We start from the raw sequence: 23305 nt of genomic DNA, 5'->3' as shown, positions 1-23305 counted from the left end.
CAGCGGAAACGCGCTTATGTTTGAATCACACATCGATCACCTCACCCCTTCAGTCGCGCGAATAAGCATTGGCGGGTGAGAAAATTTGGTTAACAGCGCTTTTTGGACAATGGACAGCAATGGAATAAAGCGTCTACCCAACAAGCCAAGAGGTGTGCCGCGTGTTGATGATCGGCGCGTGCTGAACGGCATCTTCTGAGTGCTGCGCTCCGGTGCTCCATGGCGCGACCTGCCTCAGAGCTATAGCCCGCGCACCACCTGTTGCAACCGCTTCGTCCGATGGCGAAAAGCAGGTGTGTGGCTGCGCAGTAACGAGTCTACGGTCTAAGGTTTGCGGAGCCTCACGCCGGCGCGGCTGCCGTTCTCCGGGATGAACTCGACGCCGGCGGCCTAGAGGGCGATGCGCAAGGCAGCAACGGTTCGCTCTTGTGTGGGGCTCTGTCGGGCCGCGACATCTACTTAATGTCTACTCTAGACAGTCGCCGCGACCATAACTTTGATAGCAAGTCAGGGTCGCGGGATGCCGAGCCGCTTGAAATACCGAGTTAGGTCCGGGTGCTCGCGATCGTCCTGCCTCAACCGCGCAATCGCGTCATCATCGCCGGCGAGCGCCATAGCCAAACCGGGAGCGCTTATTCCGCACGGAGCACCGGGCATTGTCTGGTTGTGAAGACGATGCTTGATCACCAGCCGCCTGAGTGTGTCTTCGCTTGCGCTGTAGTCGTACCTGAACAGATCAATGGCCCTCTGACCCGTGATCGCCTCTGCCGTGGGATGTAGAGCGGCCGAAGCCGTTCGCCTGTTTCTGGCGCTGTTTTGACAGGGAGCCTTGGTCATTCGGCACATCGCGCTTTTCTGCGGCCCGCCGTTTCGCCCGACATCAAGGAACGATATCGCCCCCCATGTATTAGAAACCCATGGACACTATGGAACCCCACGGCCACGGGATGGCGGTCGATATTTTGACATCGGAAGTTGCCAATGCCAGGCAGCGCATCCACCGGACCGAGCTCGCGCTTCAACGCACTGAAGAAATGCTGGCCGAAAATCTCGCGCTGTGCAGCAGGATACGAACTGCGGTCGAGGCCGCAGACCGCTTGATGGAGATCGATCCCCCCAGCTTTGAACGACATCACGTGGGTTGAACTGGGCCGGCGTTTCATTCGTCGCGACCTTGCGGCACCCTGCCGCAAGAGCCTGCCCGTTGGCATCACAGCGTGAGCAAACATTGGACAGAAGCATTCCAAGGTTCACGATGTGCAACACCGACGCTAGATCGACACGAATCTTCAGTTCAAGGAGCGAGGATTAATGCTGCGGCAAACGAAGGGGGCACGGGGGGTCTTCGCGCGAGCCAGTTATCCGATCTCCCGCTCAGAAATTTCAGCCAAATATTCCGACCTCCTGATGGAACCCATTCGTTGCGGGCGAGTTGCGGCTCATTGGGACGGACTTCCCGAACATGACAACGAGCAACAAAGCAGACCATCAGTCTGTCTCCGAAGCGTTTCGGAAACTGATCCGTTCCGAAGGCTATCGTCATCACGTACAAACGTTCTTAAATCTGGAGGTCGAACCAGAACTGCCGCCAACCCTGCAGTCATTACTTGCGGCTGTTGATCGGGCCAAACAGGGCCCGACGGAAGAAGGTCCCTAGCCGGCTGGCTGAGCGTCAGGTCAAAGAGTATAGAGGCTCGCTTCGTGCTTGTCCCCCTGATTCCCACTCAGAAGTTATCAAACATTCTTCTTGATTTTTCTCGACGGAGGATCATGAATGTTCCCTTGGGTTCTCGCTGAGGTGGGAGGCCTTGTATGAACGTTTGGACGAACTGCCGACCCGACAAGGTGACTGCCAAACACCTTGTTCACGAGCTGATCTTACAAGCCCGTCGCGGTCAAATCATCTCCGTCAAAGAGACTATCGCAGCGGTGCGCCGAGACGGGCCACATCTGGCGGAAACTGACTGCGAGCTGGTGGAGTTTATTGTCGATCTTGCCCCAGCCTTTGGCCTGTTTGTCGGGTTCGATCTTCGCGAATAGCCGCATGGCTCTCCACTGGTTCTCCCGTCAGTCTACGGCAGGACCGACAGCACCTAGGTTATGGACGAAAGGTGGATCGAAGCGCGCTCTATAGGTCGAGAGGGGGTCTTCGCGCGAGCCAATTATCCGATCACCCGATCAGAAACTCTAGCTAAAAAAATTGCTGACTGTTGCGGCCAGCACCGTGCCAATTTGTACGATTCGTACATGGCGTTGATGTCGGTCAGGAAGTGAGTAGATTCCCTTTCGGCGTGTCCCTGGGGAGGGCTGGATGAGCGTCGCGCAAAGGGTCGGTCCGCTTCTAGAGCAAGCAATCACTGTACTCCTCAACAGGGCGGACCGTCGCGACACGGTCTCGATAAAAGCGGCGCTACGCGAAGCGCGGGAGGCCGCGCCTTATTTGGTGGCCTCCGACGAAGAACTGACCGAGGCGATCCTCGAGGCAGCAACTGCCATGGGCCTCTGCGTGGCTTTCGACTGTGGCGAGTAGCTGTCAGCCAACTTCAGTCACTGTGGCATCGCAACAAAGCGCGCCGTCCTGCGCTATTTTCCCATTTTCAACAGTTAGAGGTAATCCGCAATTACCTTCGCAACCTGCTGCCTCTAGAACGGGAGCTGCCGGCTGAGCGAAGGTATTTGCTGGAGGAACTTGATAAGGTCGACAAAGAGTGACCGCATGGCCCGCCACTGGTTCAACCCTCCGGTCCCGGTCAAGACCGAGCGTCCCGGGATCATCCGCAACGTCAACAACGCCGAGGCAGCCGGGGAGGAGCTGATGAAGGGGACCAAACGTGGCCTTGCTGGGACCTCGCGATGCGTGTTTGCATGGCCGTACCCATCCGGTGAAGCCTTCACCGGATGGGTACAACAGCACCGCGAAGCTGACCGGCTGAACAAGGCATACAATGGAAAATTTCGCATACTGAAGGGCATCGAGGCGGACATCCTGGCAGATGGCTCGCTCGATTACCCGAATCATATCTTGGAGCCGTTTGATTTCGTCGTCGCGAGCGTGCACAGCCGCTTCAACTTGCCCAAGAAGGAACAGACGGAGCGTATCATTGAGGCGATCGGAAATCCTCGGACGACAATCATCGGGCACATGACCGGTCGCCAGCTGTTGCGCCGGCCCGGTTATGATCTCGACGTCGACAAAGTCCTCAAAGCGTGTGCGAAACACGGCGTCGCTGTCGAAATCAACGCGCATCCGTGGCGACTCGACCTCGACTGGCGCTGGCTTCAAAAGGCACTCGATCAGGGCTGCATCTTCAGCATCAATCCGGACGCTCATTCGATCCGCGAGCTCGACCACATGCATTGGGGTGTCGGATGGCGCGCAAGGGCGGTGTCCCTGCGAAGCGGGTCCTGAACGCGATGCGTTTGACGGCCCTCCTTGCGCATCTCGCACGGCGCAGGCAAACGTTTTAACCTGCCTGTGCGCCCGGCCTATCAGCGCAGGAGTCCGTCATTCTCAAAATCTTCCCGGCCGCGCAAACTGGAGTGCGAGTTCTCATCGGGGCCATGGCCAGCTGAAGCTGCAGTTCCGCGGCCGCTTCTTCGAGCACGTTTCATAGCGGCCTTGCCCGCGGCTCGCCGCCTATTGTCTGCAGCTGTCGCTGCGTCCTGTTCGCGCCAGACCGTAACCAGGTCGCGGTCAAGCACATCCTCCACGTGCTGCGGGTCGAACACGTGAAAGGTGATGTTCCTTGCCCGCCCGCGGAGTTTCACCGTTTTCGTCCCGGCGCTCTGCAAGCGACCATCTTTCAACCAGCGGTGCCGTTCGGCCGTCGAGATCGTCAGAATGTCCTCGATTTCACGGGGGATTACGGGCAGGTCTTCGATATTATGCAGTGCTTTGGATACGATCCCGAATACCACCTGCACATCATTCTCGGCGCCCTCAGACAGGCGCAGGGTAAGCACGCGGGACTCGATATTGAGCAGTTTCCTGAACTCCGTTGGAAGGCGGGCGCGTATTTCGAGAAAAATACCCCTCGCTCTGACGGACGATCCAAACGTTGCAGCTGGGGTTAAAGGCCACTCTCCAATCAGCTTCGCTGTTGCATTGATTTTTCGGCGCGTGGACATGCCCCTTTATATAGGTCACCGATTGTCGGCAGCGATGAGCCGATCGCAAAGCCAACATGAGTTCTAATCCGCCAGCGGTCTGAACCACGATGCCCTAAAGGCGCAACCACGATTGTTAGCGGGGCCGCTTGCAACTCCGGCTAACAGGAAGCGGCCGAGTTGATCTCGAAGTGCGATATCAGGCGCGTTGCCGCCTGGCGGCTGTACGTGGGCCACAACCTGACCGTCCGTGATTGGGAGCCACATGGCTAATGCGGCTGTTCCGCTATTGAGCCTCGACATGCGTTTTCGGGACCCACCCCGTCGGATTCAATCGTGAATCCCGCATCGATCGCGCTTCGCGCAATGAGATCGCCAAGTTGCCAGTCCGTGAGTTCGCAAAAGGGAAGCATTCTCCTCACGGTGTGGCTAGCCTCGGATATCGAAATGCTCGGGCTGCCGATGTTGTCGATCAGGTGGCGGACAATCGCTTGGCGAACGTCCGATAAGGTAGGCGTCTGCGCGAGCGCAGGCATCACCGGCCCTATGAATGGAGCCGTGGTTCTGCGGCCACGGCTGTTTTTAAGTCGAAAGCGACTGGCACACCGTGAATAATGGATGCTGCCGCCAAGAGCTCCTCCAGCTCGCGGTCGGTGGCCCTGCATGCGGGCATGAGTGTTCGGATGGCGCGGATTGCCTGTGCTATCGAAAGGAAGTGAGCCTTGCCTCTGGAGAGAACATAGGCTTTGGCGGTTCTTTCAACCGTGACTGTGTCAAAAGTGGTGGTCATCGAGAATTCCTCCCTGAACCCTGACCCACACGATTTACGGCACGAATTCGGTAGCTTGCAAGGGTTTGTCTGATTTAGGACAGTTAGGCGGAGGCTAGGCCGAAGTGACTTTGCTCCTCCTCCCCGTAAGCACCATGCGTGAGTCGTATCATTCCAACGCGGTCGATAATCGTGATCTCGCCGCGCTTGGCGTGAACCAGCCCCCGATATTCAAGCATTTGGAGGGCCGTGGTAACGCCGGGGCGCTGGGCACCAAGCATTGTCGCCAGGAATTCATGCGTCAGGTAGATCTTATTTCCTTCGACGCGGTCTTGGACCATCAGCAACCAGCGGGCCAAGCGCTCCTCGATTTTGGAGTGGCCGTTGACCAGTGCCGTCCGGGACGACTGGATGAGGAACGCGTGGGCATAGCGAAGCAGTGACTCGCGAAGGGATTGGCTCTCCGCAATCGCAGAGCGAAGAGCTTCAACCGGGAGGATCCAGCCATTACCTGCGACTTGGATATAGGTTTCATTGGGCGACTTGTCCTGGCCGAGAATAACGGCAACTCCTGTCATGCCGTCGTGGCCGACGATGCCGACCTCGCTTTGCCGCCCTCCGGTCATCGTAGCGACCACCGACGCGATGCCCATCTCTGGAAAATACACACGCTCGATCGGCTGATAAGAGACTTCCAGGTGGTCTTTGATGTTGAGTTCGACGTGATGCAGTGATGGCCTCAAAAGCGCGAAATCCTCCGAGGAGAGGGTTTTCAATACATGGTTGCGAAGAAGGGATTGGGGCATGGCTCTCTCTCCCATGCGGGCAAGAGCACGTACCTCTTACTGTCGGCTGCGTCCGACGCGCTGGCGGCCGATGTGGGAAGCATAGCCTTCAAATGTGCGGTTGGCAAAGAGTCCGTGCCTGGCGACAATGACATCGTCATCCCCCAAGACCACGATGCATCGCCACTTCGGGAGGAGGAGTAATTTCGTCCTCTGCCCGGCGTGCGGCCAAGCGTTCGACATCAGGTGTATGGCAGAGGCGCTTCATCACAACGAGCTAGGCACGAGCCATACGACCTCGACTCGTAGTCGGCAGTGATCGACGACCGTCGATGAGCGTTTGGAGATGTCCCTTCAGGCCTCTATACGAGCCGGGTCGAGACCAGCACCGAGGGTAAGCTCTCGCTCATCTGGCCGGTCGCGTTGCCGACCGATCGGCCTGACGAATCCCTGTCGCGAGGGCGGATCTTCGCCGGCACGCTATGTCTTGACGATACCTTGCGGGCTTTCAGCAACGACTTGATGCCGTTGTGGTCGTCGTCGATGCGGCCGCGGCCGACCGAAAGCTTCGACAACGTATGCACCGCATGCGACAGTTGTTGTTCATCCAGGGCGACGGCGCCTACTCCACCGCAACTATGTCGCCCAGTTCTGTCACGACGCTCCGAAGCAGACCTGCTCCCGGCATCGGGTGCCGGGACCAACATGTGATCTCCATAATGCGTAAGAGCCGGAGGCCCATCGCCGGCGACAAGGCGCTCATTGCAGAGAAAGGTTAACGATCGATCGGATGCCCGCGTGCCTTCACGCGCAATGTTGCTGGGCGCCTCCTTCGACAGCGCGCTCATGCGACACGTCCTGGCCGCGCGCGCCGCCTGTTGCCGAGAGCGACGATCGCGAATGCGCGAACGGCTGGACGGCAGGTGAAGCGGGGTCGCGATAGGCGCACATCAGACTTGCTTCACCGGTAGTCCGAAGACGCCAGCGACGCTATCTGACCGAAAGCAAACAGAAGCTGGGCGTGCCCCACTGAAAGCACAAGCAAGCGCAAACGTTCCTGGACTGAGGCTCGGCTGGCGGCAACTTGCTCGCCAACCGAGTTTATCTTAGCCGGTGGTCGGGGGAGACCAGCCAGCCACACACTGGTGATTCCAACGTGGGCCGATGTGCCAATCAGCAACCTTCGTCGGTCTTTTTCACCTGGCCTGGCGCGGCGGTGTTGGCTGCCGTGTCCTGCTGACCTGGCGCCGCCTGCTGAGCGCTGCCAGTCTGCTGGCCGGGCGCGCAGTCTCTGGCCGAGTTCGGATTTGTGGTGCCGCTGGTGGTGGTCGTGTCGGTGCCTTGATCGCCGGACATGTTGGTCCCGCTGCTCGTCGTGCCGGTGCCCTGATCCGTCGTGCTGGGCATGGTTGTCGTGGTCGAGGTTCCGCTGGTCGAGGTTCCGCTCGAAGTTCCACTGGTCGTCTGGGCAAAGGAAAGCCCGGCCGACACCGCCAGCACGGCCGAAGCCAAAAGGATGCGTTTCATCTTCTTTCTCCTGTCTGAATGCGCGGGATGCGCCGGCAAATCGAACAGGCAGACAGAAGGAGTGTTCCCCGATGAAGTTCAACTTTTGTAACTCTGGTCGTAGGTCAGCCTCAGGATGATGGGCGTATATTAGAGGCCTCTTGAAGAAGACACTGCCCGCTCCAGACTCAATCCATGGCTCGTGGAATAGGCATTGGTGACCAGGTGGCGATTACGGCCAGGGTTCGAAGGCGGATAACAGAGGACCGCGTAAGCGTCTCGATCCCAGGTTACGACTTCCCACATTCCATCATCGATCACACCAAGGTGAACCGAGGCCAGCAAATCGACCTGAAAGGCGAGGTCACGCGCATCGACGAGGACACCGTGACGATCGACCTCGGGCCATTGGTCACGGTCGACCGTGACAAGGTCCGGCTAATGGAGAAATATCGGCCGCCAAAACGACGAAAGGCACTTGTCGTTGCCCCGGATTAGAACAGACAACATCGCGACGGGCTATGAGGGCAGGCCGCATGACGGGCCGGTAGAGGACGAGTCGAAGCACTTGGTCTACTGCCCAGTCTGCGGCCAAACGTTCGACGCGCGCGATCTTGGACAGGTCTTCCACCACGCTGAGTCCCAGCACGAGCCGCTTCCGGTCGAGCAATAGTCCAGCTAGTTGAGCTCCGGCGGCAGACCGACGTCGAGACCCTTCAGCGCGCCACCGCGTACGTTGGATGAGAAAAGGTGCTGCGTGCACCGCCCCTTCCCCGCGCGCCGATGCTCCACCTGGACCGCAAAAAAGTCCCGCCGCACTGCCAGAACGGCGGGACCGATTAAACGCTTTGCACCAGGCGGGGGGATGCGGGGGGTTGGGCTTGCCAGGTGAGCGCGGACCGTAACCAACCCTAAGCGCCACAGCGGCAACGCGTCCACCAACCGCCGGTTGGAGCGATAGGACGACTGAGCCGCCGGCAGGTCAGGTCATCCCGGGTCGCTATCGCTCGCAACCAGACGGTAGCGGAAATTGTTGCGGATGTGGTCGTTGAAATAGCGGCCCTTGGCGAACGCCGCCCGGAACGCGGCAAAGGTTTCCGGCGGTACCCCCTCAAACTCGTACCGTTTACCGCTGGCGACGAACCACACCGAGAGGGTTCTTCTATCCCGATCATATTCCATCTTGCGGATCGAAGTAGATGGCATGAGCACCACAGCCCCAGGGCCCGCGCCTTTGCCGGGAGCGCGGGCCGATCGGAATACCGATCTGCAGCAATACCTGGAGGGGGAGGATTCGCTGCGTGCACCGAACTTTCGCGGCGGTCCCGTGTTCCATCGAGATACACAAAAAGCTAGCTGCACCTTTCGGCATCACGCGGACGTCGGATTTCTGAGAAAGCGCGAGCGTCAATACTAACTTCTGGTGATGGAATCTTCCCGTGAGATAGGCACGTTCCAGGGCGAAAGGAGTGCCCCGCCATGACCGTCCTCGCCTACAACCTTGCCAATGACGTCAAAGGATTATGGAGGGTCGTCTTCGTGCCGGACGAACTGCATTTGTATGTGGAATTCAGCCAGCCAGACGCCGAGACAAACCCGGCTGATTGGATGAGCGTTGATGATTTCCTTGCATGGCGGCCGAAAGGCGCACTCCACGAGCGAGCGCGCGACAGCTTGGTTTCGCTCATTTGCAAGGCGCTGACAGGGCGATGAGACACGGGAAACCCGCACCGAGATCGAGTGCGAGCGCCGCGAGTGGGCCTAGGGCCCCACAGGCCAGTGCGACCCCGCCGCCGGCAAACCGCGGCGGGCGAGTGCCTCGGGGACACGATGGTAGATTGCTAATGCGTTCGCGCGTGTGGCCTTAAGTCGCAAACTATTGGCTTCAGAAGCAGGGCGTAGGGCTTCATTGATGGTGCTACCAACACCATATGGTGATCCATAGCCCTCAAAACGAGAGAAGCTCGTCCCGACGGGTCGCACTGCGGCCGTCAGCTGGTAATTGCTACGAACTAGGAAACCATCATGCCTGAAAATATCAGACCAACTTCGAGAGACGTCCCCCTCATTCAGCTAGGCCTCTATCAGTGCCGCTTCCCGGTAAGCGAAGACGCTTCTGTACCTGGCGGTTATCGTTTTTGTGCTGGGCCAACTTCGCCGGATCGCGTCTACTGCGATCACCACCACAACATTGTGATCGCCGTGGACCCTCGTCGAGCCCGTTCGGGTCTTCACCTCGCTCAACGACGCGCCGCGTAAGCCTGACTGGCGGCGGCCTCCCGGCCAGGCGCTATGCGCTCCAAGCCCTTGGCTACGACGTTGCCGTCGGCGGTCTGGCCCATCCTGCCTTATGCCGTCTTCGCCGATTTATCCCCCGTCGCCCGATTGAGAACGACGACTTCTCGCCGAGCCTTTCAGCTCGCTACTCGCACAAACGCGTCGGCTCCAAAGGTTTGTCTGTCAGTACATCTTCAATGTGCCCGCGCCTGAAGCCCCAACATCTTCTGCGACCAAACCGCGTACCTGGCACCGCCGATCGGTTGCTGCGGCGGATTTTCGCTGTTCGCAGCTGAACAATGCCTATCAACCTTGTCATCGCACCTAGTCGCACGTAGCGGCCGTTCGAATTCTCATCGCTCGGCGCGATGTTTGGTCCGTCTGGCCAGAAGAGCGGAGCAAGCCATTGACACCCACGAAGTTGCTGATTGGGCAGATCGCTGTCGTATTCGCAATTGTCATTCTTGGCGTGTGGACTGCAACCCAATGGTGCGCCCACATGCTCTCCTATCAGCCGCCACTCGGCGCGCCATGGTTTGTGACAGTCGGCTGGCCGATCTACCAGCCGTGGAAACTGTTCGAATGGTGGTTCCAATTTGACGCCTATGCGCCTGAAGTCTTCGACAAGGCTGGCATACTTGCCGGAGCCAGCGGGTTCCTGGGCTGTGCCGCCGCGATAGCTGGGTCCCTCTGGCGCGCACGGCAGCGGGGGTTGGTCACCACCTATGGGTCCTCACGATGGGCCATGAAGCTGGAAATCGAGAAGGCGGGGCTGTTTCAGCCGGCCGGCGTTTTCCTTGGCGGACTGAATTATCGCTATCTGCGCCATGACGGACCAGAACACATCATGGCCTTTGCGCCGACACGTTCGGGCAAGGGCGTCGGACTCGTTGTTCCAACCCTTCTTTCCTGGACCGGCTCGGCCGTCATTCACGACATCAAAGGCGAGAACTGGCAGCTGACCTCTGGCTGGAGGTCGAAGTTCTCGCACTGTCTCTTGTTCAATCCGACCGATCCGAGATCGGCGCGGTACAACCCGCTGCTGGAAGTGCGCAAAGGTCCAGATGAGGTCCGCGACGTTCAGAACATCGCCGACATTCTCGTCGATCCGGAAGGCGCGCTGGAGCGGCGGAACCATTGGGAGAAGACCAGTCATTCACTCCTAGTTGGCGCCATCTTGCACGTGCTCTACGCCGAAGAGGAAAAGACACTCGCCCGTGTCGCCACCTTCCTGTCGGACCCGCAACGCTCATTCGCTGCGACACTGCAGCGGATGATGACCACAAACCACCTCGGCACGGTGGACAAGCCCCAGGTCCATCCGGTCGTGGCCTCGGCGGCTCGTGAGGTGCTGAACAAGTCAGAGAACGAGCGCTCAGGCGTTCTCTCGACCGCCATGTCGTTTCTCGGGCTCTATCGTGATCCAACGGTGGCCGCGGCAACATCGGCCTGCGACTGGCGCATTGCGGACCTGATGGATGCCGAGCGACCGATGTCGCTCTATCTGGTCGTGCCGCCATCGGATATCTCGCGCACCAAGCCACTGGTGCGACTGGTGCTCAACCAGATCGGAAGGCGACTGACGGAACGGCTGGAAGGTGACCCGAAGAAAAGCCGTAAGCACCAACTTCTCATGATGCTGGACGAATTTCCGGCGCTGGGACGGCTCGATTTCTTCGAGACCGCGCTGGCCTTCATGGCGGGTTACGGCGTCCGCGCCTATCTGATCGCGCAATCGTTGAACCAAATCTCCAAGGCATATGGCGAGAACAACGCCATTCTCGACAACTGCCATGTGCGCATTGCCTTTTCCTCAAATGACGAGCGCACGGCCAAACGCATCTCGGACGCGCTCGGTACCGCGACGGAACTCAGATCGATGCGCAACTATGCCGGCCATCGGTTGGCGCCCTGGTTGTCCCACGTCATGGTAAGCCGCCAAGAGACTGCTCGCCCCCTGCTGACCCCGGGTGAGGTGATGCAGTTGCCGCAGGCTGACGAACTAATCCTGGTTTCGGGATTGCCGCCGATTCGCGCCAAGAAGTTGCGTTATTACCAGGATCCGAATTTCACGGAGCGAGTGCTGCCTTCGCCGGTGCTGCGCGACGGTGCCTACGCGGATCGGCCCACGTCGCGCCCGGACGATTGGAGCGGACAGGTGCGCGGCGTGGATCGGCGTCTTGCTGGCGATGACGACAGTGCCGGCGCGGCAATCGAAGACGGAGGTGTCCAGCAGCAGCGCCATCCGGGCCTGCGCGAAGAACGGACCCTCGTCGTCCAGGAGCCTGATCAGGGCGATCTGTTCACGCCCGCAGACGATGACTGCGAGACGCTCGCCGACAAGCGCGTCATGGATCGGATTTCCACCGCCGCACGTGCGTACGGCCTCAACGAGGGAATGGGCGACGACAAGGTCATCGTGCCCGGCTTCTGAACGGCGCGCCATACGCGGGCGCATCTCAGCGTAGATAACGGCAGTAAGCGATTTCGAGGATCTCGACGATGCTCGTTCCCGTCGCCGGTGCATCAGCGCCGGTCAGAGGGAACGAGCAGCATGAAGCCCCACCGCATTCGTCACCAGTTTTTGCTTGAACCCGAGTTGAGCGAGAAGCTGGAGAACCTCAGCCGCAATCCATCGACCACTAAATCGGCCATTGTGGCGCACGCGGTCGAGACCTTTATCGAGCAGCGTGGGGAGAATGAACTCGACCAGCGCTACGGCAAGAGGCTCGACCGTCTTTCCCGCGACCTCGGACATGTCAGGCGCGATGTCGAGATGATCCTGGAGAGCCTGGCGCTCTTCATCCGCTTTTCGATCACGCTTCATGCTCACACGCCGGTGCCGGACAGGGCCACGCAAGCGATTGCCCAGGAGCGCTTCGACAAATTCGTTGAACAGGTCGGCCGCCAAATCGCTTCCGGGAAACGGTCACTTGGCACCGACGATCGCAGGGGAGGGGAAGGATGAGTTCTCATCCGGAAGCCGACCATCGCCGCCGCGTCATGCTGCGCACCGCCATGGGGCCGGCGATCACCGAAGCCCTTGCCGATCCGACCGTCATTGAGGTGATGGTCAATCCCGACGGTGCGCTGCGGCTCGACCGGTTGGGTGAAGGCCGGGTCGACACCGGCGTGCACATGCATCCTTCTGAGGCCGAACGCATCATCCGCCTGGTCGCCTCCCACGTGAGCGCCGAGGCGCATGCTGACAATCCGATTGTCAGCGCCGAATTGCCATCGGGCGAGCGCTTCGAGGGTCTGCTGCCGCCTGTCGTGCTGGGGCCATGCTTCGCCATCCGAAAGCCTGCGGCGAAACTCTACACGTTGGCCGACTATGTCGCCGACCGGGTCATGCTGCCGCTGCAGGCCGATGCGCTGAAGAAGGCGGTGCGCGAGCGGCGCAACATCCTGGTCGCCGGCGGCACGTCGTCGGGCAAGACAACACTTGCCAATGCGCTGCTGGCACAAGCCGCCGATTGCGACGAGCGGGTGATCCTGATCGAGGACACACGCGAACTGCAATGCGCGGCGAAGGATTGCGTTGCCTTGAGGACGAGGCGGGGGGCGGTCACGCTCGCCGATCTCGTGCGCTCGACCCTGCGGCTCAGACCCGACCGCATCATCGTGGGCGAAGTCAGGGGCGCGGAAGCCCTGGACATGCTGAAGGCATGGAACACCGGGCATCCCGGCGGCATCGCGACGGTTCACGCCAATTCGGCGCGCTCCGCTCTCTACCGTATCGAGCAGCTCGCCCAGGAAGCCGTCGTCACCGTTCCCCGCCGCCTCATCGCTGATGCGGTAGATCTGATCGTCTTCATCGCTGGGCGCGGATCCTCGCGCCGCATTGACGCGATCGCTGAGGTCACCGGTCTCGACAGCAGCGGTGATTACGCCGTCACCCCGCTCACACTTCCGCAACTCCAGCAGTTTTGAAAGGTCACTCATGCGCAAGAAGCTTCGCTTCCTTTCGTCCACCGCGCTCGCGTTTCTTCTCACCGTCCCGGCCCACGCAGCGGGCTCCGGCATGCCTTGGGAACAGCCGCTGCAGCAGATCCTTGAGTCCGTGCAGGGACCGGTCGCCAAAATCGTCGCGGTGATCATCATCATCACCACCGGCCTGACCCTTGCTTTCGGTGACACGGCAGGCGGTTTTCGCCGGCTGATCCAGATTGTCTTCGGCCTGTCGATCGCCTTCGCGGCATCGAGCTTCTTTCTCTCCTTCTTCTCCTTCGGCGGCGGGGCACTCGTCTGATGGCCACCGGAGAGCAGCATGTCGAGGGTTTCGAAGTCCCCGTTCACAGGGCATTGACTGAGCCGATCCTGCTGGGCGGCGCGCCGCGAGCGGTGGCGATCCTCAACGGCACGGTGGCCGCGGCAATAGGCCTTGGCCTGCAGCAGTGGATCGCCGGACTGGCGCTCTGGATCGCCGGCCACACCCTCGCGGTCTTTGCCGCTCGCCGCGATCCGGACTTCGCCAGCGTGCTTGTCCGTCATCTTCGCCTGAAGGGGTGGCTTGCATGCTGAACCTTTCGGAGTATCGCGGCAAAGCCGATCGGCTTGCCGACCATCTGCCCTGGGCCGCTTTGGTCGCGCCCGGCATCGTGCTCAATAAAGACAGTAGCTTCCAGCGAACCTTCCGGTTCCGTGGCCCCGACCTTGAAAGCGCGACCGAAGCCGAGTTGGTCGGCATCTGCGCACGAGCCAACAATGCGCTACGAAGGTTGGGCTCCGGATGGGGGTTGTTTTTCGAGGCCGAGCGCGTTGAAGCGCTGGGCTATCCGAGCTCGGCTTTTCCCGATGCTGCCTCATGGCTGGTCGATGAGGAACGGCGCGCGGCCTTCGAGGGCAAGGTCGCGCACTTCGAGAGTCGCTATCATCTGACCTTGGTCTTCATGCCGGCGCCAGATGGCCAGGCGCGGGCGGAAAGCGCACTGGTCGAGTCGCATCACTCGGGAGGGGCTAGAGACTGGCGCCAGGAGCTGGCGTGGTTTCGCGACGAGACCGACCGCGTCCTGGATTTGCTGTCCGGCTTCATGCCGGAAGTGCGCGCCCTCGATGATGCCGAGACGCTAACCTATCTGCACGGCACAATCTCGACCTACCGCCATCCGGTCGCCATGCCGGAAACGCCAATGTATCTCGACGGTGTTCTGGTTGACGCGCCGCTTACCGGCGGCCTGGAGCCGATGCTGGGTGAGCAGCATCTGTGCACCCTCACCATCCTTGGTTTCCCGAACGTCACCCGGCCAGGGATCCTCGACGCGCTCAACCATCAGGATTTCGCCTATCGCTGGATGACGCGCTTCATCCCGCTCGACAAGACGGAAGCCACAAAGACACTGACCCGGTTGCGCCGTCAGTGGTTTGCCAAGCGCAAATCGGTCGCAGCCATCCTGCGCGAGGTCGTGACCAACGAACCCGTCCCTCTCGTCGATAGTGACGCCGACAACAAGGCGCTCGATGCGGATGCCGCCCTTCAGGCATTGGGCGGCGATCACGTCGGCTTCGGCTATCTCACCACAACGGTGACGGTATGGGACCAGGACCGGCAGGCCGCCGCGGAAAAGCTCCGAGCGGTTGAGCGCATAGTCAATGGGCTCGGCTTCACCACGATCCGTGAAAGCATCAATGCGGTCGAGGCGTGGCTCGGCTCGTTGCCCGGTCATGTCTACGCTAACGTTCGCCAGCCGCTCGTTCACACGCTGAATCTTGCCCATGTCATGCCGCTGTCGTCGGCGTGGGCCGGTCCGGTGGATAACGAGCATCTCGCCAGCGTGACTGGGACCGAATCCCCGCCGCTTCTCTTCGCAGAGACCAACGGGTCGACACCGTTTCGGCTTTCCACCCACGTTGGCGATGTCGGCCACATGCTGGTCGTTGGGCCGACCGGTGCCGGCAAGTCGGTTCTGCTTGCGCTAGTCGCTCTGCAGTTTCGACGCTATGCCGGGGCGCAGGTCTATGTCTTCGACAAGGGCAATTCGGCTCGTGCGGCAACACTGGCCATGGGCGGAGAACACCACGCGCTGGGCGCGGATGGTGCGCTTGCCTTCCAGCCACTGCGCAATATCGGCGACCAGGCTACTCGCAGCTGGGCGGCGGAATGGATCGCCGGTCTCGTTGCCCATGAGAATGTCACCGTAACGCCGGAGGTGAAGGAGGCGATCTGGTCGGCCCTGACCAGCCTTGCCACCGCGCCGGCGCAGGAACGCACGCTCACTGGATTGTCGGTCCTGCTTCAGTCCAATGCGCTGAAATCCGCGTTGATGCCGTACACGCTCGATGGCCCGTTCGGGCGTCTGCTCGACGCCGATGACGATCGGCTGGCCTTGTCGGATGTGCAGTGTTTCGAGACCGAAGAGCTGATCCACCAGGAAGGCGCCGTGCTGCCGGTGCTCACCTATCTCTTCCATCGCCTCGAGGAGCGGCTCGACGGCCGGCCAACACTGCTCATGCTCGACGAGGCCTGGGTCTATCTCGACAACCCGCTCTTTGCCGCCCGCATCCGCGAATGGCTGAAGGTGCTGCGAAAGAAGAACGTCTCCGTCATTTTCGCCACGCAGTCACTTGCAGACATCGCTGGCTCTTCCATCGCGCCGGCGATCATCGAGAGCTGCCCACAGCGCATTTTTCTCCCCAATGACCGTGCCGTGGAACCGCAGGCGCGGGCAGCCTATGAGCACTTCGGCCTGAACGAGCGGCAGATCGAATTGGTCGCCCGTGCCACACCGAAGCGCCAGTATTATCTGCAGTCGCGCCGCGGCAACCGCCTCTTCGAGCTCGGGCTCGGCCCGATCGCTCTTGCGCTCTGCGGCGCCTCTGATCCGGCCACGCAGACCCTGATCGACAAGGTGCTGTCAGAGCACGGACAGGAGGGCTTTGCCGCCCGGTTTCTGATTGCGCGCGGCCTCGATTGGGCTGCCGAGCTTCTCCAGCAATTCCCTCAACCAGACAAGGAGCAATCGTCATGATGCGGCGCCGCCTTCTCACCAGCCTGATCACCGTTTCCCTGATCGCAAAACCAATGGCCGACTACGTCCAGCCGGCCCACGCCCTGATCGTGTTCGATCCGTCGAATTATGCGCAGAACGTGCTGACAGCGGCACGTTCTCTGGAGCAGATAAACAACCAGATCCAGTCGCTTCAGAACCAGGCGACCATGCTGCAGAACATGGCGCGGAATCTTCAGCGCTTGGATTTTTCTTCCGTCGGCCAGCTCACAGGTTCGCTCCAACGGATCGACGGCCTGATGACCCAGGCCAGCGGCCTGAGCTTCGATCTCGACAAGCTTCAAAACCAGTGGCGTGTGCAATATCCGGAAAGCTACGACGCCACAATCAAGGTCAGCGATGTGGCGAGCGCCGCGCGCGAGCGCTGGCAAAACGCCATGCAGGCGTTCCGCCAAACCATGAGCGCGCAGTCGCAGCTCGTGGAGAACGTGCAGACCGACGGCGACCTGCTTACCGATCTCGTCAACCGCAGTCAGGGCGCGGCAGGTGCCCTTGAGGCAAGCCAGGCCACCAATCAGCTGATCGCGCTTTCGACCAAGCAGCAGATGCAGATCCAGACGCTGCTCGCGACCCAGTTCCGGGCTGAAGCCGAAGATGCTGCCCGCAAGGCGCAGTCCGAGGAAGCCGCCCGCGAGACGACGAAGCGTTTCCTGGGCACCGGTACGGCCTATCCCGGCAACTGATCAGCAGTTCTTCACGACAACGAGGAAGGCGGCGACATGAATGACCTCGGCGTCATTGATCGCTTCATGGAGACTTTTACCCGCCATATTGATAGCGGGTTCGGTCTGCTTTCGGGCGACGTCGCCTTTCTCACCACCATCCTGATCGGCATCGACATCACGCTGGCAGGCCTGGTCTGGGCGTTCGGCGGCGAGCCCAATGTTCTTGGCCGGCTTGTCCGAAAAGTGCTCTATGTCGGCGCCTTCGCCTTCATCCTGAACAATTTTAAGAACCTCGCCGACATCATCTACCATTCCTTTGCCGGGCTCGGCATCAACGCATCGGCCGGCAATCTGTCCGCCGACAGTCTCCTGCGGCCAGGCCGCATTGCCGCGGCCGGCTTCGAGGGCGCCTGGCCGCTGCTCAATCAAGCGAGCCAGCTAGTCGGCTTCCCCGAGATCTTTGGCAACGCGCTGACCATCTTCGTGCTGCTTCTCGCCTGGTTCCTGGTCCTCATCGCCTTCTTCATTCTTTCAATTCAGCTCTTCATCACCATCCTGGAGTTCAAACTCACCACATTGGCCGGTTTTGTTCTGGTGCCCTTCGCGCTCTGGAACCGCTCGGCGTTTCTGGCCGAGCGCGTGCTCGGCAATGTGATCTCGTCGGGCATTAAGGTGATGGTGCTTGCTGTCATCGTCGGCATCGGCTCCACGCTCTTCGGTGAGTTCGCTTCCGCGCTGCAAGGCAAGGAGCCGGACTTGGCCGCGGCCATGTCACAGGTACTGGGCGCGTTGGCGCTGCTTGGGCTCGGCATTTTCGGGCCAGGGATCGCCTCGGGTCTTGTTTCCGGCGCGCCGCAGCTGGGCGCCGGCGCCGCACTCGGAACCACCGCGGCGGCCGCCGGATCAACGCTCGTTGCCGGAGGTGCGACGCTTGCCGGCGCGCGCATGGCAACCGGCGGCGGTCTCGCCGCCGTTCGAGCCGGCACGGCCATGGGATCGGCTGCTTCCACAGCTTGGCAGATGGGGCGTGCAACATCGCCCGAGTCCGGCCTCTCCGGCGTAGCTGCTGGACTGCAGGGCGTTGCCGGTGCAGCTGGCGGCGCCGCGATGCGGGGAATGCGATCTGCAACAGAACCATTCCGGCGCAACGCCGATGCCGGCCGCGATGCCGCCTGGACCTCGACGGGCGGCACGCCGACCGCATCAAGGACCGGAAACCCTGCCGCGTCAGGTGCCAATGCCGCGCCGGCGTGGGCGAGGCGCTTGCGTTCCGAACAGACTGCGCGCGCCCATCGCCATGCCGCCACGCAGGCCGTCCGTGATGGCGATCGGGGTGGAAGCGGCGCCAACCCCTCTCTCAATGACAAGGAAGACTAGATGCTCTTCAAGCGACCTGTTCAACGCTACGGGAAGACGCCTCACCCCGTCACACCATACCAGAAGGCCGCCCAACTTTGGGACGAGCGCATCGGCACAGCGCGCGTGCAGGCAAGGAACTGGCGCCTGATGGCCTTCGGCTGCCTCGCTCTGGCCACCGGGCTCTCTGGTGGACTCTTGTGGCAGTCGATGCAGGGCCGCGTCGTGCCCTATGTCGTCGAGGTAGATCGTTTCGGCGAGGCGCGCGCCGTCGCTCCAGCAATCCGGGACTACGAGCCCACCGATGCCCAGATCGCCTGGCATCTCGGCCGCTTCATCCAGAATGTCCGCTCTGTTTCCACCGATGCGGTGCTGGTGCGGCAGAATTGGTTCTCGGCCTACGACTTCGCCACCGACCGTGGAGCCCTCTTTCTCAACGAGTACGCTAAGGCCAACGACCCGTTCGGCAAGATCGGCACGCGCAGCGTCTCGGTGCAGGTGACGAGCGTGGTTCGAGCGTCCGACAACTCCTTTCAAGTCAAATGGACCGAGCAGGTCTTTGAGCGCGGCAGCCTCGCCAGCACAACGCGTTGGACCGGGATCCTCACCATTGTGATCCGGCCGCCGAACAATACCGATCAGCTGCGCAAAAACCCGCTCGGCGTCTTCATCAATGCCATCGACTGGTCGCGCGAGCTCGACAGTGCCGCGCAGACTTCCGTTCCCCCAAAGGAGCCCGCCAATGATAAATAGACTCTCGTCGCTCCGCACTGCCCTGGTCCTGTCAACGTCGGCTGCGGTCATCTCCGCCTGTGCCTCGAAACCGGTGCCGCCACCTCAGATTTCCTATGATGCTGCCAAGTTCCAACCGGCGGCAATCGAGAAGGCGCCGGAGAAGCCCGTCAAGGTCGTGGAAGTGCCGAAACCGCTGCCGCTGCCTGGCCAGTTGCAGCCCGAGCCGGGCAAGGCTGCTGAAGACAAGCGCTCGCCTGAAGAACGTGTCGCCGATGCCAACAAGGCGGCGACGCAGCAACCCACCAAATATGGCTATGTGAATGCGGTGCAGGTTTACCCCTTTGCCGAAGGCGCGCTCTACCAGCTCTATGCCGCACCGGAGCGCGTCAGCGATATCGCTCTGCAATCAGGGGAGAAACTCCAATCCGTGTCGGCCGGCGATACAGTGTGCTGGGTAATTGGCGACACCGTCAGTGGCTCCGGCGATGACCAGCGCACCCATGTGCTGGTGAAGCCCTTCGCGCCAGGACTTGCCACCAATCTGGTGATCACCACGGACCGGCGAAGCTATCACCTGCAGCTTCAAAGCACGGATAAGACCGCCATGGCGGCAATCTCCTGGACTTACAGCGAGGACCAGATCATCGCGCTACGCCGGCGCAATGCGCAGGCCGAGGCTGCTATGCCAGTGGCGTCGAATGTGGCTCTCGAAAATATTCGCTTCCGCTATTCGATTACCGGCGACATGCCGCCCTGGAGGCCGACGCGCGCGTTCGATGATGGCAGCAAGGTCTACATCGAGTTCCCGCGCCGCATCGATCAGGGCGAGGCCCCGCCGCTCTTCATCGTAGGTGCTGACGGGGACAACCAGCTCGTCAACTACCGCATACGGGGCAACTATTACATCGTCGATCGCCTCTTCGCCGCGGCCGAACTGCGCCTCGGCGCCAAGCAGCAGCAGGTGGTGCGCATCACGAGGACCGACGGCAGGCAAGCGCCGCGGCGGATATTGCTCTTTTCGCGTTCCAGCAGGTGAGGGACGGCCCATGACGGATACTTCCCGCTCCGATGCTCCACCGAAACTCGATCCAGAACAGCTCCAGCTGCGGGCCTCACCCCGCCGCGCTGTGCGCTTCAAGCGCGGCATTATTGTCGCCATTGCAGCTGTTGCTTCCGGCACCGTTCTAGGCGTCACCATGATGGCGCTGCAGGGACCGGCACTGCGCATCAAAGAGCAGGCTGAAGAGCTTTACAACACTGAGCGGAAGCCAACCGCGGAGGCAATTGAAAGGCTGCCTAAGGACTATTCCGGGATCAAGCCCAAGCCTCCGGTGCTTGGACCACCGCTGCCCGGCGACCTCGGCCGCCCCATCCTTGAGCACCAACGCCAGCTGGGCATCGCGCCGGGCCAGGAGGTTTCGGCGGAGGAGCAGCGCCTTGCACAGCAGGCGATCGAGGCGCGCGAATCGCAAATCTTCTTCCGGATCGAAAATCGACCCCGGCAAGCAGATGCCGCCGGCAACGGGCAGGGCGGGCGTCCACCCTTTGAGGCAACGGCTCCACAATCCGATGCCGCACGCGATTCAGCTTCCGTTGCACCGGCCGAGGGCGACCAAAACAATCAACAGCGCAAGCTCGATTTTGTCAGCCAGCGGAACACAAGTGGAATCTACAATCTGCATGCACTGCAGACGCCGGCTTCGCCCTATCAGCTGATGGCCGGCAGCGTCATCGCAGCGAGCCTGATCACTGGCATCAATTCCGACTTGCCCGGCCTCGTCGTCGCACAGGTCACCGAGAATGTGCACGACACAGTCACCGGCAGCACGTTGCTCATTCCGCAAGGCTCTCGCCTGATTGGCACCTATGACAGCGTTGTTGCCTTTGGACAAAGGCGCGCGCTGCTGGTCTGGCAACGGATACTGCTGCCCGACGGCTCTTCGATCGAAATCGACAATCTGCCGGCGACGGACACCGCCGGCTATGCCGGGCTTGAGGACAAGGTGGATTTCCACACCTGGCAGCTGATCAAAGGCGTTGCGCTGGCCACGTTGCTAGGGGTCGGCACGGAGCTGAGCCTCGGGGAAGAGGAAAGCGACCTGGTCAAAGCAATCCGCGAATCCGCTCAGCAGAACGTCAGTCGAGCTGGCCAGCGCATCACCGAGAAGAACCTCAATATTCAGCCCACGATCACCGTCCGCCCTGGTTGGCCACTGCGCGTCATCGTGCACAAGGATCTTGTGCTACGGCCGTACCCGAATTGACTGGAGTCATCATGACCAATCTGAAACTCGGCAAACTTCCGGATCGGACACCTTCGAAGATCACCGTAAGCGTAAGTGCAGACCTGAACCAAGCACTGAAGGACTATGCGGCGCTTTATCGTCAGACCTATGGCGAGTCCGAATCGGTAGCGGAACTCATCCCGTTCATGCTTGCGGAGTTCCTGGAGAGCGATCGAGCGTTTGCCAAGGCCAGAAAGGAAGGTTTCCCGGATGCTGGCAAGTCGGAGAAATCGCGACATCAATCAGTATCAGAGTAAGCACCAGCGACCAGTCAGTCCGAGCCGTCAGACAGGCGATTGCATTGAAGCAACTTGCCTACGACAAACCGTGTCGGTTTCGGCGCCACGATCCGCAACCAAGAAACCCATTCCTCGCGAGTAGTAGGAATGAACTCTCGCGGCCCGCCAATCCCACTGCAGCTAACGCCGTCATGTTATACTCCACGCTCTCACCGCATCAATTGAAATACAGATCGACCCGTCCCTCCGTGCCAGTGTAATTACCAGCATTACCGAATCTGGGCAGCTGCCATTCGGCTCGCATTCCCACGCGACCAGCTGGTTCCTCACGGCTTATTCGGGCGCAGTTGCATAGCAGGTCGAAGCTACGCTACTATCCCGAACGACGTCGGGTAGACCTCGCGTCATCCCACACGGTCATTCCGGCAATCGTCCGGACGTTGGAAAGGGACGCCTGCCATTTGTATAAGGCTCAAGCGAGAAACGGCTTCGCATTAAAAAAACTTGCCCGTTCGACGAGCGCGCAGCACCGATTGCGCAGGCGGCGTTGCGAATCTCGTTCACCTAAGGGCAATCGGTGCAGAACGCCGCATGCGGATTTCGATGCGCCGCCGCTCTTTTACGTCACCTTTTGCGCTGCCGTTAGAAAGGTTGTCGCCAGGAAGCACCAACTGACCGGCCGAGAATGGGACAATCTTGATGCCCTTCAAGCGGGGATCGGCTAGGAGAACGCTTGCTACTGATACGGCACGGGCCATGCCGAGACCAGCATTGTCGGCCGGGGTGAGTAAGCCAATCGGAACCTTTCCGGTTAATGCAGCGATTAGGTCGTCATCAAGATTGGAACGATTCGCACCCATCGGCTGCTCGTCCGTGTGCCCCACGACTTCGATCACATCAACTTTATATCGTGAGATCAGGTCTGCAACTTGATCGACAAGTGCCAATTTGCGTCGCTCAAAGTCCGGCGTCAGATCCGCTTTGCCCACAGCAAAGCTGTAACCGTCCGCTTCGCTCAAGGGGATAATAGGCGGCCAATCGTGCTCGCCAGTGCTTGATTGTTCACGATCCTGAGCGGCCTTGGCGAGGCGGATGAGTTCCTCAATGGAGACAGCGCTGAGCTTTTGGGAGGCTTTTGCTTTTTGCAGCGTTTCGACTTCTTGGAGGGAAGCAAAGATCTTCTCAGCTGTTACGCCAGAGGAAAGGGAGGGCAGTAATTCCTTGAGTTCGGCAGCTTGCTTTAGCAACCCGTCGCGAGGCAGGCCTGCTTGGTCGATTTGTTTGGCGAAACTAAGATCCGTTGAAAGATTCTCCCAGTTGTCGGCAATTTTCTCGGGGAGGCCACTGTTTTCACGAAGCTGGTCGAGTAACTCTCTAAGCGTTTTTTGCTCATTCTCAAGCTCGGACACCTGCGTGTTGAGTGCCGTGAGCTTGCTTTGAAGGTCAAGGTTCTGGGCCTTGTAGCGTGTAAACACAACCGAGGTAGCTATGAGCAGGCAGAAGACCAAAAGGAGCATGATCTCTGCCATGGTCAGTCCGAGGACAACGCCCCGACGGTACGCGGCCATGTCATC

The 23305-nt window shown here is 60.5% G+C and carries 24 protein-coding genes and 2 pseudogenes; 19 read left to right on the top strand and 7 right to left on the bottom strand.

Annotated features, from left to right (window positions below; all coding sequences use genetic code 11):
• Positions 1-109: 109 nt before the first annotated feature.
• The 5 genes and pseudogenes from NKI59_RS11430 to NKI59_RS11410 form a co-directional block, all read left to right on the top strand.
• Positions 110-316, top strand: a pseudogene (locus NKI59_RS11430) (transposase); the annotation flags it as partial.
• A gap of 631 nt (positions 317-947) precedes the next feature.
• Positions 948-1145, top strand: coding sequence for a hypothetical protein (locus NKI59_RS11425; protein ID WP_352502794.1), 198 nt, complete (start codon positions 948-950; stop codon positions 1143-1145).
• 667 nt (positions 1146-1812) lie between these two features.
• Entirely contained in the window at positions 1813-2040 is a 228-nt protein-coding gene (locus tag NKI59_RS11420) for a hypothetical protein (RefSeq protein ID WP_352704262.1), read from the top strand.
• A gap of 271 nt (positions 2041-2311) precedes the next feature.
• Positions 2312-2530 carry a hypothetical protein gene (locus NKI59_RS11415; protein WP_352704260.1) on the top strand — a complete coding sequence of 73 codons (219 nt, stop codon included), beginning with the start codon at positions 2312-2314 and terminating at the stop codon, positions 2528-2530.
• Positions 2531-2902: 372 nt separating this feature from the next.
• A pseudogene (locus NKI59_RS11410) lies at positions 2903-3468 on the top strand (PHP domain-containing protein); the annotation flags it as partial.
• Between the two features lie 21 nt (positions 3469-3489).
• On the opposite strand, the gene NKI59_RS11405 reads toward NKI59_RS11410, so the two are convergent.
• The 5 genes from NKI59_RS11405 to NKI59_RS11385 form a co-directional block, all read right to left on the bottom strand.
• A complete protein-coding gene (locus tag NKI59_RS11405) occupies positions 3490-4128 on the bottom strand; it encodes a hypothetical protein (RefSeq protein WP_352704258.1) in 639 nt (212 codons plus the stop codon).
• A gap of 523 nt (positions 4129-4651) precedes the next feature.
• Positions 4652-4897, bottom strand: a complete 246-nt coding sequence (locus NKI59_RS11400) for a hypothetical protein (RefSeq protein WP_352704257.1) — start codon at positions 4895-4897, stop codon at positions 4652-4654.
• 83 nt (positions 4898-4980) lie between these two features.
• Positions 4981-5682, bottom strand: coding sequence for a Crp/Fnr family transcriptional regulator (locus tag NKI59_RS11395; protein ID WP_352704255.1), 702 nt, complete (start codon positions 5680-5682; stop codon positions 4981-4983).
• Between the two features lie 341 nt (positions 5683-6023).
• Entirely contained in the window at positions 6024-6236 is a 213-nt protein-coding gene (locus NKI59_RS11390; protein ID WP_352571680.1) for a hypothetical protein, read from the bottom strand.
• A 598-nt stretch (positions 6237-6834) separates the two neighbouring features.
• The gene (locus NKI59_RS11385) at positions 6835-7188 is read right to left on the bottom strand and encodes a hypothetical protein (protein WP_023680319.1); all 354 of its coding nucleotides are present in this window, start codon (positions 7186-7188) and stop codon (positions 6835-6837) included.
• A gap of 174 nt (positions 7189-7362) precedes the next feature.
• On the opposite strand from NKI59_RS11385, the gene NKI59_RS11380 reads away from it, so the two are divergent.
• Positions 7363-7665, top strand: coding sequence for a hypothetical protein (locus NKI59_RS11380; RefSeq protein ID WP_352704253.1), 303 nt, complete (start codon positions 7363-7365; stop codon positions 7663-7665).
• A 489-nt stretch (positions 7666-8154) separates the two neighbouring features.
• Here NKI59_RS11380 and NKI59_RS11375 read toward each other — a convergent pair whose 3' ends face one another.
• Complete coding sequence (locus NKI59_RS11375; protein ID WP_352704251.1) at positions 8155-8373, bottom strand: KTSC domain-containing protein; 219 nt, start codon at positions 8371-8373, stop codon at positions 8155-8157.
• Positions 8374-8646: 273 nt separating this feature from the next.
• Here NKI59_RS11375 and NKI59_RS11370 point away from each other — a divergent pair, with 273 nt between their 5' ends.
• The 13 genes from NKI59_RS11370 (at position 8647) to NKI59_RS11305 (ending at position 21749) form a co-directional block, all read left to right on the top strand.
• The gene (locus NKI59_RS11370; RefSeq protein ID WP_352704249.1) at positions 8647-8880 is read left to right on the top strand and encodes a hypothetical protein; all 234 of its coding nucleotides are present in this window, start codon (positions 8647-8649) and stop codon (positions 8878-8880) included.
• A gap of 970 nt (positions 8881-9850) precedes the next feature.
• The gene (locus tag NKI59_RS11360; RefSeq protein WP_352704245.1) at positions 9851-11878 is read left to right on the top strand and encodes a conjugal transfer protein TraG; all 2028 of its coding nucleotides are present in this window, start codon (positions 9851-9853) and stop codon (positions 11876-11878) included.
• Between the two features lie 120 nt (positions 11879-11998).
• Entirely contained in the window at positions 11999-12412 is a 414-nt protein-coding gene (locus NKI59_RS11355) for a CopG family transcriptional regulator (RefSeq protein WP_352704243.1), read from the top strand.
• Positions 12409-13377, top strand: a complete 969-nt coding sequence (trbB, locus tag NKI59_RS11350; protein WP_352704241.1) for a P-type conjugative transfer ATPase TrbB — start codon at positions 12409-12411, stop codon at positions 13375-13377. The genes NKI59_RS11355 and trbB overlap by 4 nt, the downstream gene beginning before the upstream one ends.
• Positions 13378-13387: 10 nt before the next feature.
• Positions 13388-13696 (top strand): TrbC/VirB2 family type IV secretion system protein, encoded by a 309-nt coding sequence (locus NKI59_RS11345; RefSeq protein ID WP_352528997.1) that lies wholly within the window; start codon positions 13388-13390, stop codon positions 13694-13696.
• Positions 13696-13968 carry a VirB3 family type IV secretion system protein gene (locus NKI59_RS11340; protein ID WP_352571685.1) on the top strand — a complete coding sequence of 91 codons (273 nt, stop codon included), beginning with the start codon at positions 13696-13698 and terminating at the stop codon, positions 13966-13968. The genes NKI59_RS11345 and NKI59_RS11340 overlap by 1 nt, the downstream gene beginning before the upstream one ends.
• The gene (trbE, locus tag NKI59_RS11335; RefSeq protein WP_352704240.1) at positions 13962-16412 is read left to right on the top strand and encodes a conjugal transfer protein TrbE; all 2451 of its coding nucleotides are present in this window, start codon (positions 13962-13964) and stop codon (positions 16410-16412) included. The genes NKI59_RS11340 and trbE overlap by 7 nt, the downstream gene beginning before the upstream one ends.
• Positions 16409-17134: a P-type conjugative transfer protein TrbJ gene (gene trbJ, locus NKI59_RS11330; RefSeq protein WP_352704238.1), complete on the top strand. Its 726-nt coding sequence runs from the start codon at positions 16409-16411 to the stop codon at positions 17132-17134. The genes trbE and trbJ overlap by 4 nt, the downstream gene beginning before the upstream one ends.
• A 36-nt stretch (positions 17135-17170) precedes the next feature.
• The gene (trbL, locus tag NKI59_RS11325; RefSeq protein WP_352704236.1) at positions 17171-18493 is read left to right on the top strand and encodes a P-type conjugative transfer protein TrbL; all 1323 of its coding nucleotides are present in this window, start codon (positions 17171-17173) and stop codon (positions 18491-18493) included.
• The gene (gene trbF, locus NKI59_RS11320) at positions 18494-19225 is read left to right on the top strand and encodes a conjugal transfer protein TrbF (RefSeq protein WP_352704234.1); all 732 of its coding nucleotides are present in this window, start codon (positions 18494-18496) and stop codon (positions 19223-19225) included.
• The gene (gene trbG / locus NKI59_RS11315; RefSeq protein ID WP_352704232.1) at positions 19215-20243 is read left to right on the top strand and encodes a P-type conjugative transfer protein TrbG; all 1029 of its coding nucleotides are present in this window, start codon (positions 19215-19217) and stop codon (positions 20241-20243) included. Before trbF ends, trbG begins: the two co-directional genes overlap by 11 nt.
• A 10-nt stretch (positions 20244-20253) precedes the next feature.
• On the top strand, positions 20254-21471 hold the full coding sequence (locus NKI59_RS11310; RefSeq protein ID WP_352704275.1) for a TraB/TrbI/VirB10 family type IV secretion system protein: 1218 nt from the start codon (positions 20254-20256) through the stop codon (positions 21469-21471).
• Between the two features lie 11 nt (positions 21472-21482).
• The gene (locus tag NKI59_RS11305) at positions 21483-21749 is read left to right on the top strand and encodes a DUF2274 domain-containing protein (protein ID WP_352704231.1); all 267 of its coding nucleotides are present in this window, start codon (positions 21483-21485) and stop codon (positions 21747-21749) included.
• A 542-nt stretch (positions 21750-22291) separates the two neighbouring features.
• Here the strand turns inward: NKI59_RS11305 and NKI59_RS11300 are convergent.
• Positions 22292-23260 carry a hypothetical protein gene (locus tag NKI59_RS11300; RefSeq protein WP_352704229.1) on the bottom strand — a complete coding sequence of 323 codons (969 nt, stop codon included), beginning with the start codon at positions 23258-23260 and terminating at the stop codon, positions 22292-22294.
• Positions 23261-23305 lie beyond the last annotated feature (45 nt).

It is taken from the genome of Mesorhizobium sp. M0598 (assembly GCF_040320865.1).
GTDB lineage: Bacteria > Pseudomonadota > Alphaproteobacteria > Rhizobiales > Rhizobiaceae > Mesorhizobium.
Note: the sequence above shows the minus strand (reverse complement) of the source record. Positions and strands in the feature narration are given on the sequence as shown.

Bases quoted from the DNA above. Each gene is read 5' to 3' on its own strand.
- NKI59_RS11340 (WP_352571685.1), top strand. From the start codon at position 13,696: ATGGCCACCGGAGAGCAGCATGTCGAGGGTTTCGAAGTCCCCGTTCAC.
- NKI59_RS11415 (WP_352704260.1), top strand. From the start codon at position 2,312: ATGAGCGTCGCGCAAAGGGTCGGTCCGCTTCTAGAGCAAGCAATCACT.
- NKI59_RS11380 (WP_352704253.1), top strand. From the start codon at position 7,363: ATGGCTCGTGGAATAGGCATTGGTGACCAGGTGGCGATTACGGCCAGG.
- NKI59_RS11300 (WP_352704229.1), bottom strand. From the start codon at position 23,260: ATGGCAGAGATCATGCTCCTTTTGGTCTTCTGCCTGCTCATAGCTACC.
- trbB (WP_352704241.1), top strand. From the start codon at position 12,409: ATGAGTTCTCATCCGGAAGCCGACCATCGCCGCCGCGTCATGCTGCGC.
- NKI59_RS11355 (WP_352704243.1), top strand. From the start codon at position 11,999: ATGAAGCCCCACCGCATTCGTCACCAGTTTTTGCTTGAACCCGAGTTG.
- trbG (WP_352704232.1), top strand. From the start codon at position 19,215: ATGATAAATAGACTCTCGTCGCTCCGCACTGCCCTGGTCCTGTCAACG.
- NKI59_RS11405 (WP_352704258.1), bottom strand. From the start codon at position 4,128: ATGTCCACGCGCCGAAAAATCAATGCAACAGCGAAGCTGATTGGAGAG.
- NKI59_RS11305 (WP_352704231.1), top strand. From the start codon at position 21,483: ATGACCAATCTGAAACTCGGCAAACTTCCGGATCGGACACCTTCGAAG.
- NKI59_RS11395 (WP_352704255.1), bottom strand. From the start codon at position 5,682: ATGCCCCAATCCCTTCTTCGCAACCATGTATTGAAAACCCTCTCCTCG.
- trbF (WP_352704234.1), top strand. From the start codon at position 18,494: ATGCTCTTCAAGCGACCTGTTCAACGCTACGGGAAGACGCCTCACCCC.
- NKI59_RS11345 (WP_352528997.1), top strand. From the start codon at position 13,388: ATGCGCAAGAAGCTTCGCTTCCTTTCGTCCACCGCGCTCGCGTTTCTT.
- trbL (WP_352704236.1), top strand. From the start codon at position 17,171: ATGAATGACCTCGGCGTCATTGATCGCTTCATGGAGACTTTTACCCGC.
- NKI59_RS11310 (WP_352704275.1), top strand. From the start codon at position 20,254: ATGACGGATACTTCCCGCTCCGATGCTCCACCGAAACTCGATCCAGAA.
- NKI59_RS11425 (WP_352502794.1), top strand. From the start codon at position 948: ATGGCGGTCGATATTTTGACATCGGAAGTTGCCAATGCCAGGCAGCGC.
- NKI59_RS11375 (WP_352704251.1), bottom strand. From the start codon at position 8,373: ATGCCATCTACTTCGATCCGCAAGATGGAATATGATCGGGATAGAAGA.
- trbJ (WP_352704238.1), top strand. From the start codon at position 16,409: ATGATGCGGCGCCGCCTTCTCACCAGCCTGATCACCGTTTCCCTGATC.
- NKI59_RS11370 (WP_352704249.1), top strand. From the start codon at position 8,647: ATGACCGTCCTCGCCTACAACCTTGCCAATGACGTCAAAGGATTATGG.
- NKI59_RS11385 (WP_023680319.1), bottom strand. From the start codon at position 7,188: ATGAAACGCATCCTTTTGGCTTCGGCCGTGCTGGCGGTGTCGGCCGGG.
- trbE (WP_352704240.1), top strand. From the start codon at position 13,962: ATGCTGAACCTTTCGGAGTATCGCGGCAAAGCCGATCGGCTTGCCGAC.
- NKI59_RS11420 (WP_352704262.1), top strand. From the start codon at position 1,813: ATGAACGTTTGGACGAACTGCCGACCCGACAAGGTGACTGCCAAACAC.
- NKI59_RS11400 (WP_352704257.1), bottom strand. From the start codon at position 4,897: ATGACCACCACTTTTGACACAGTCACGGTTGAAAGAACCGCCAAAGCC.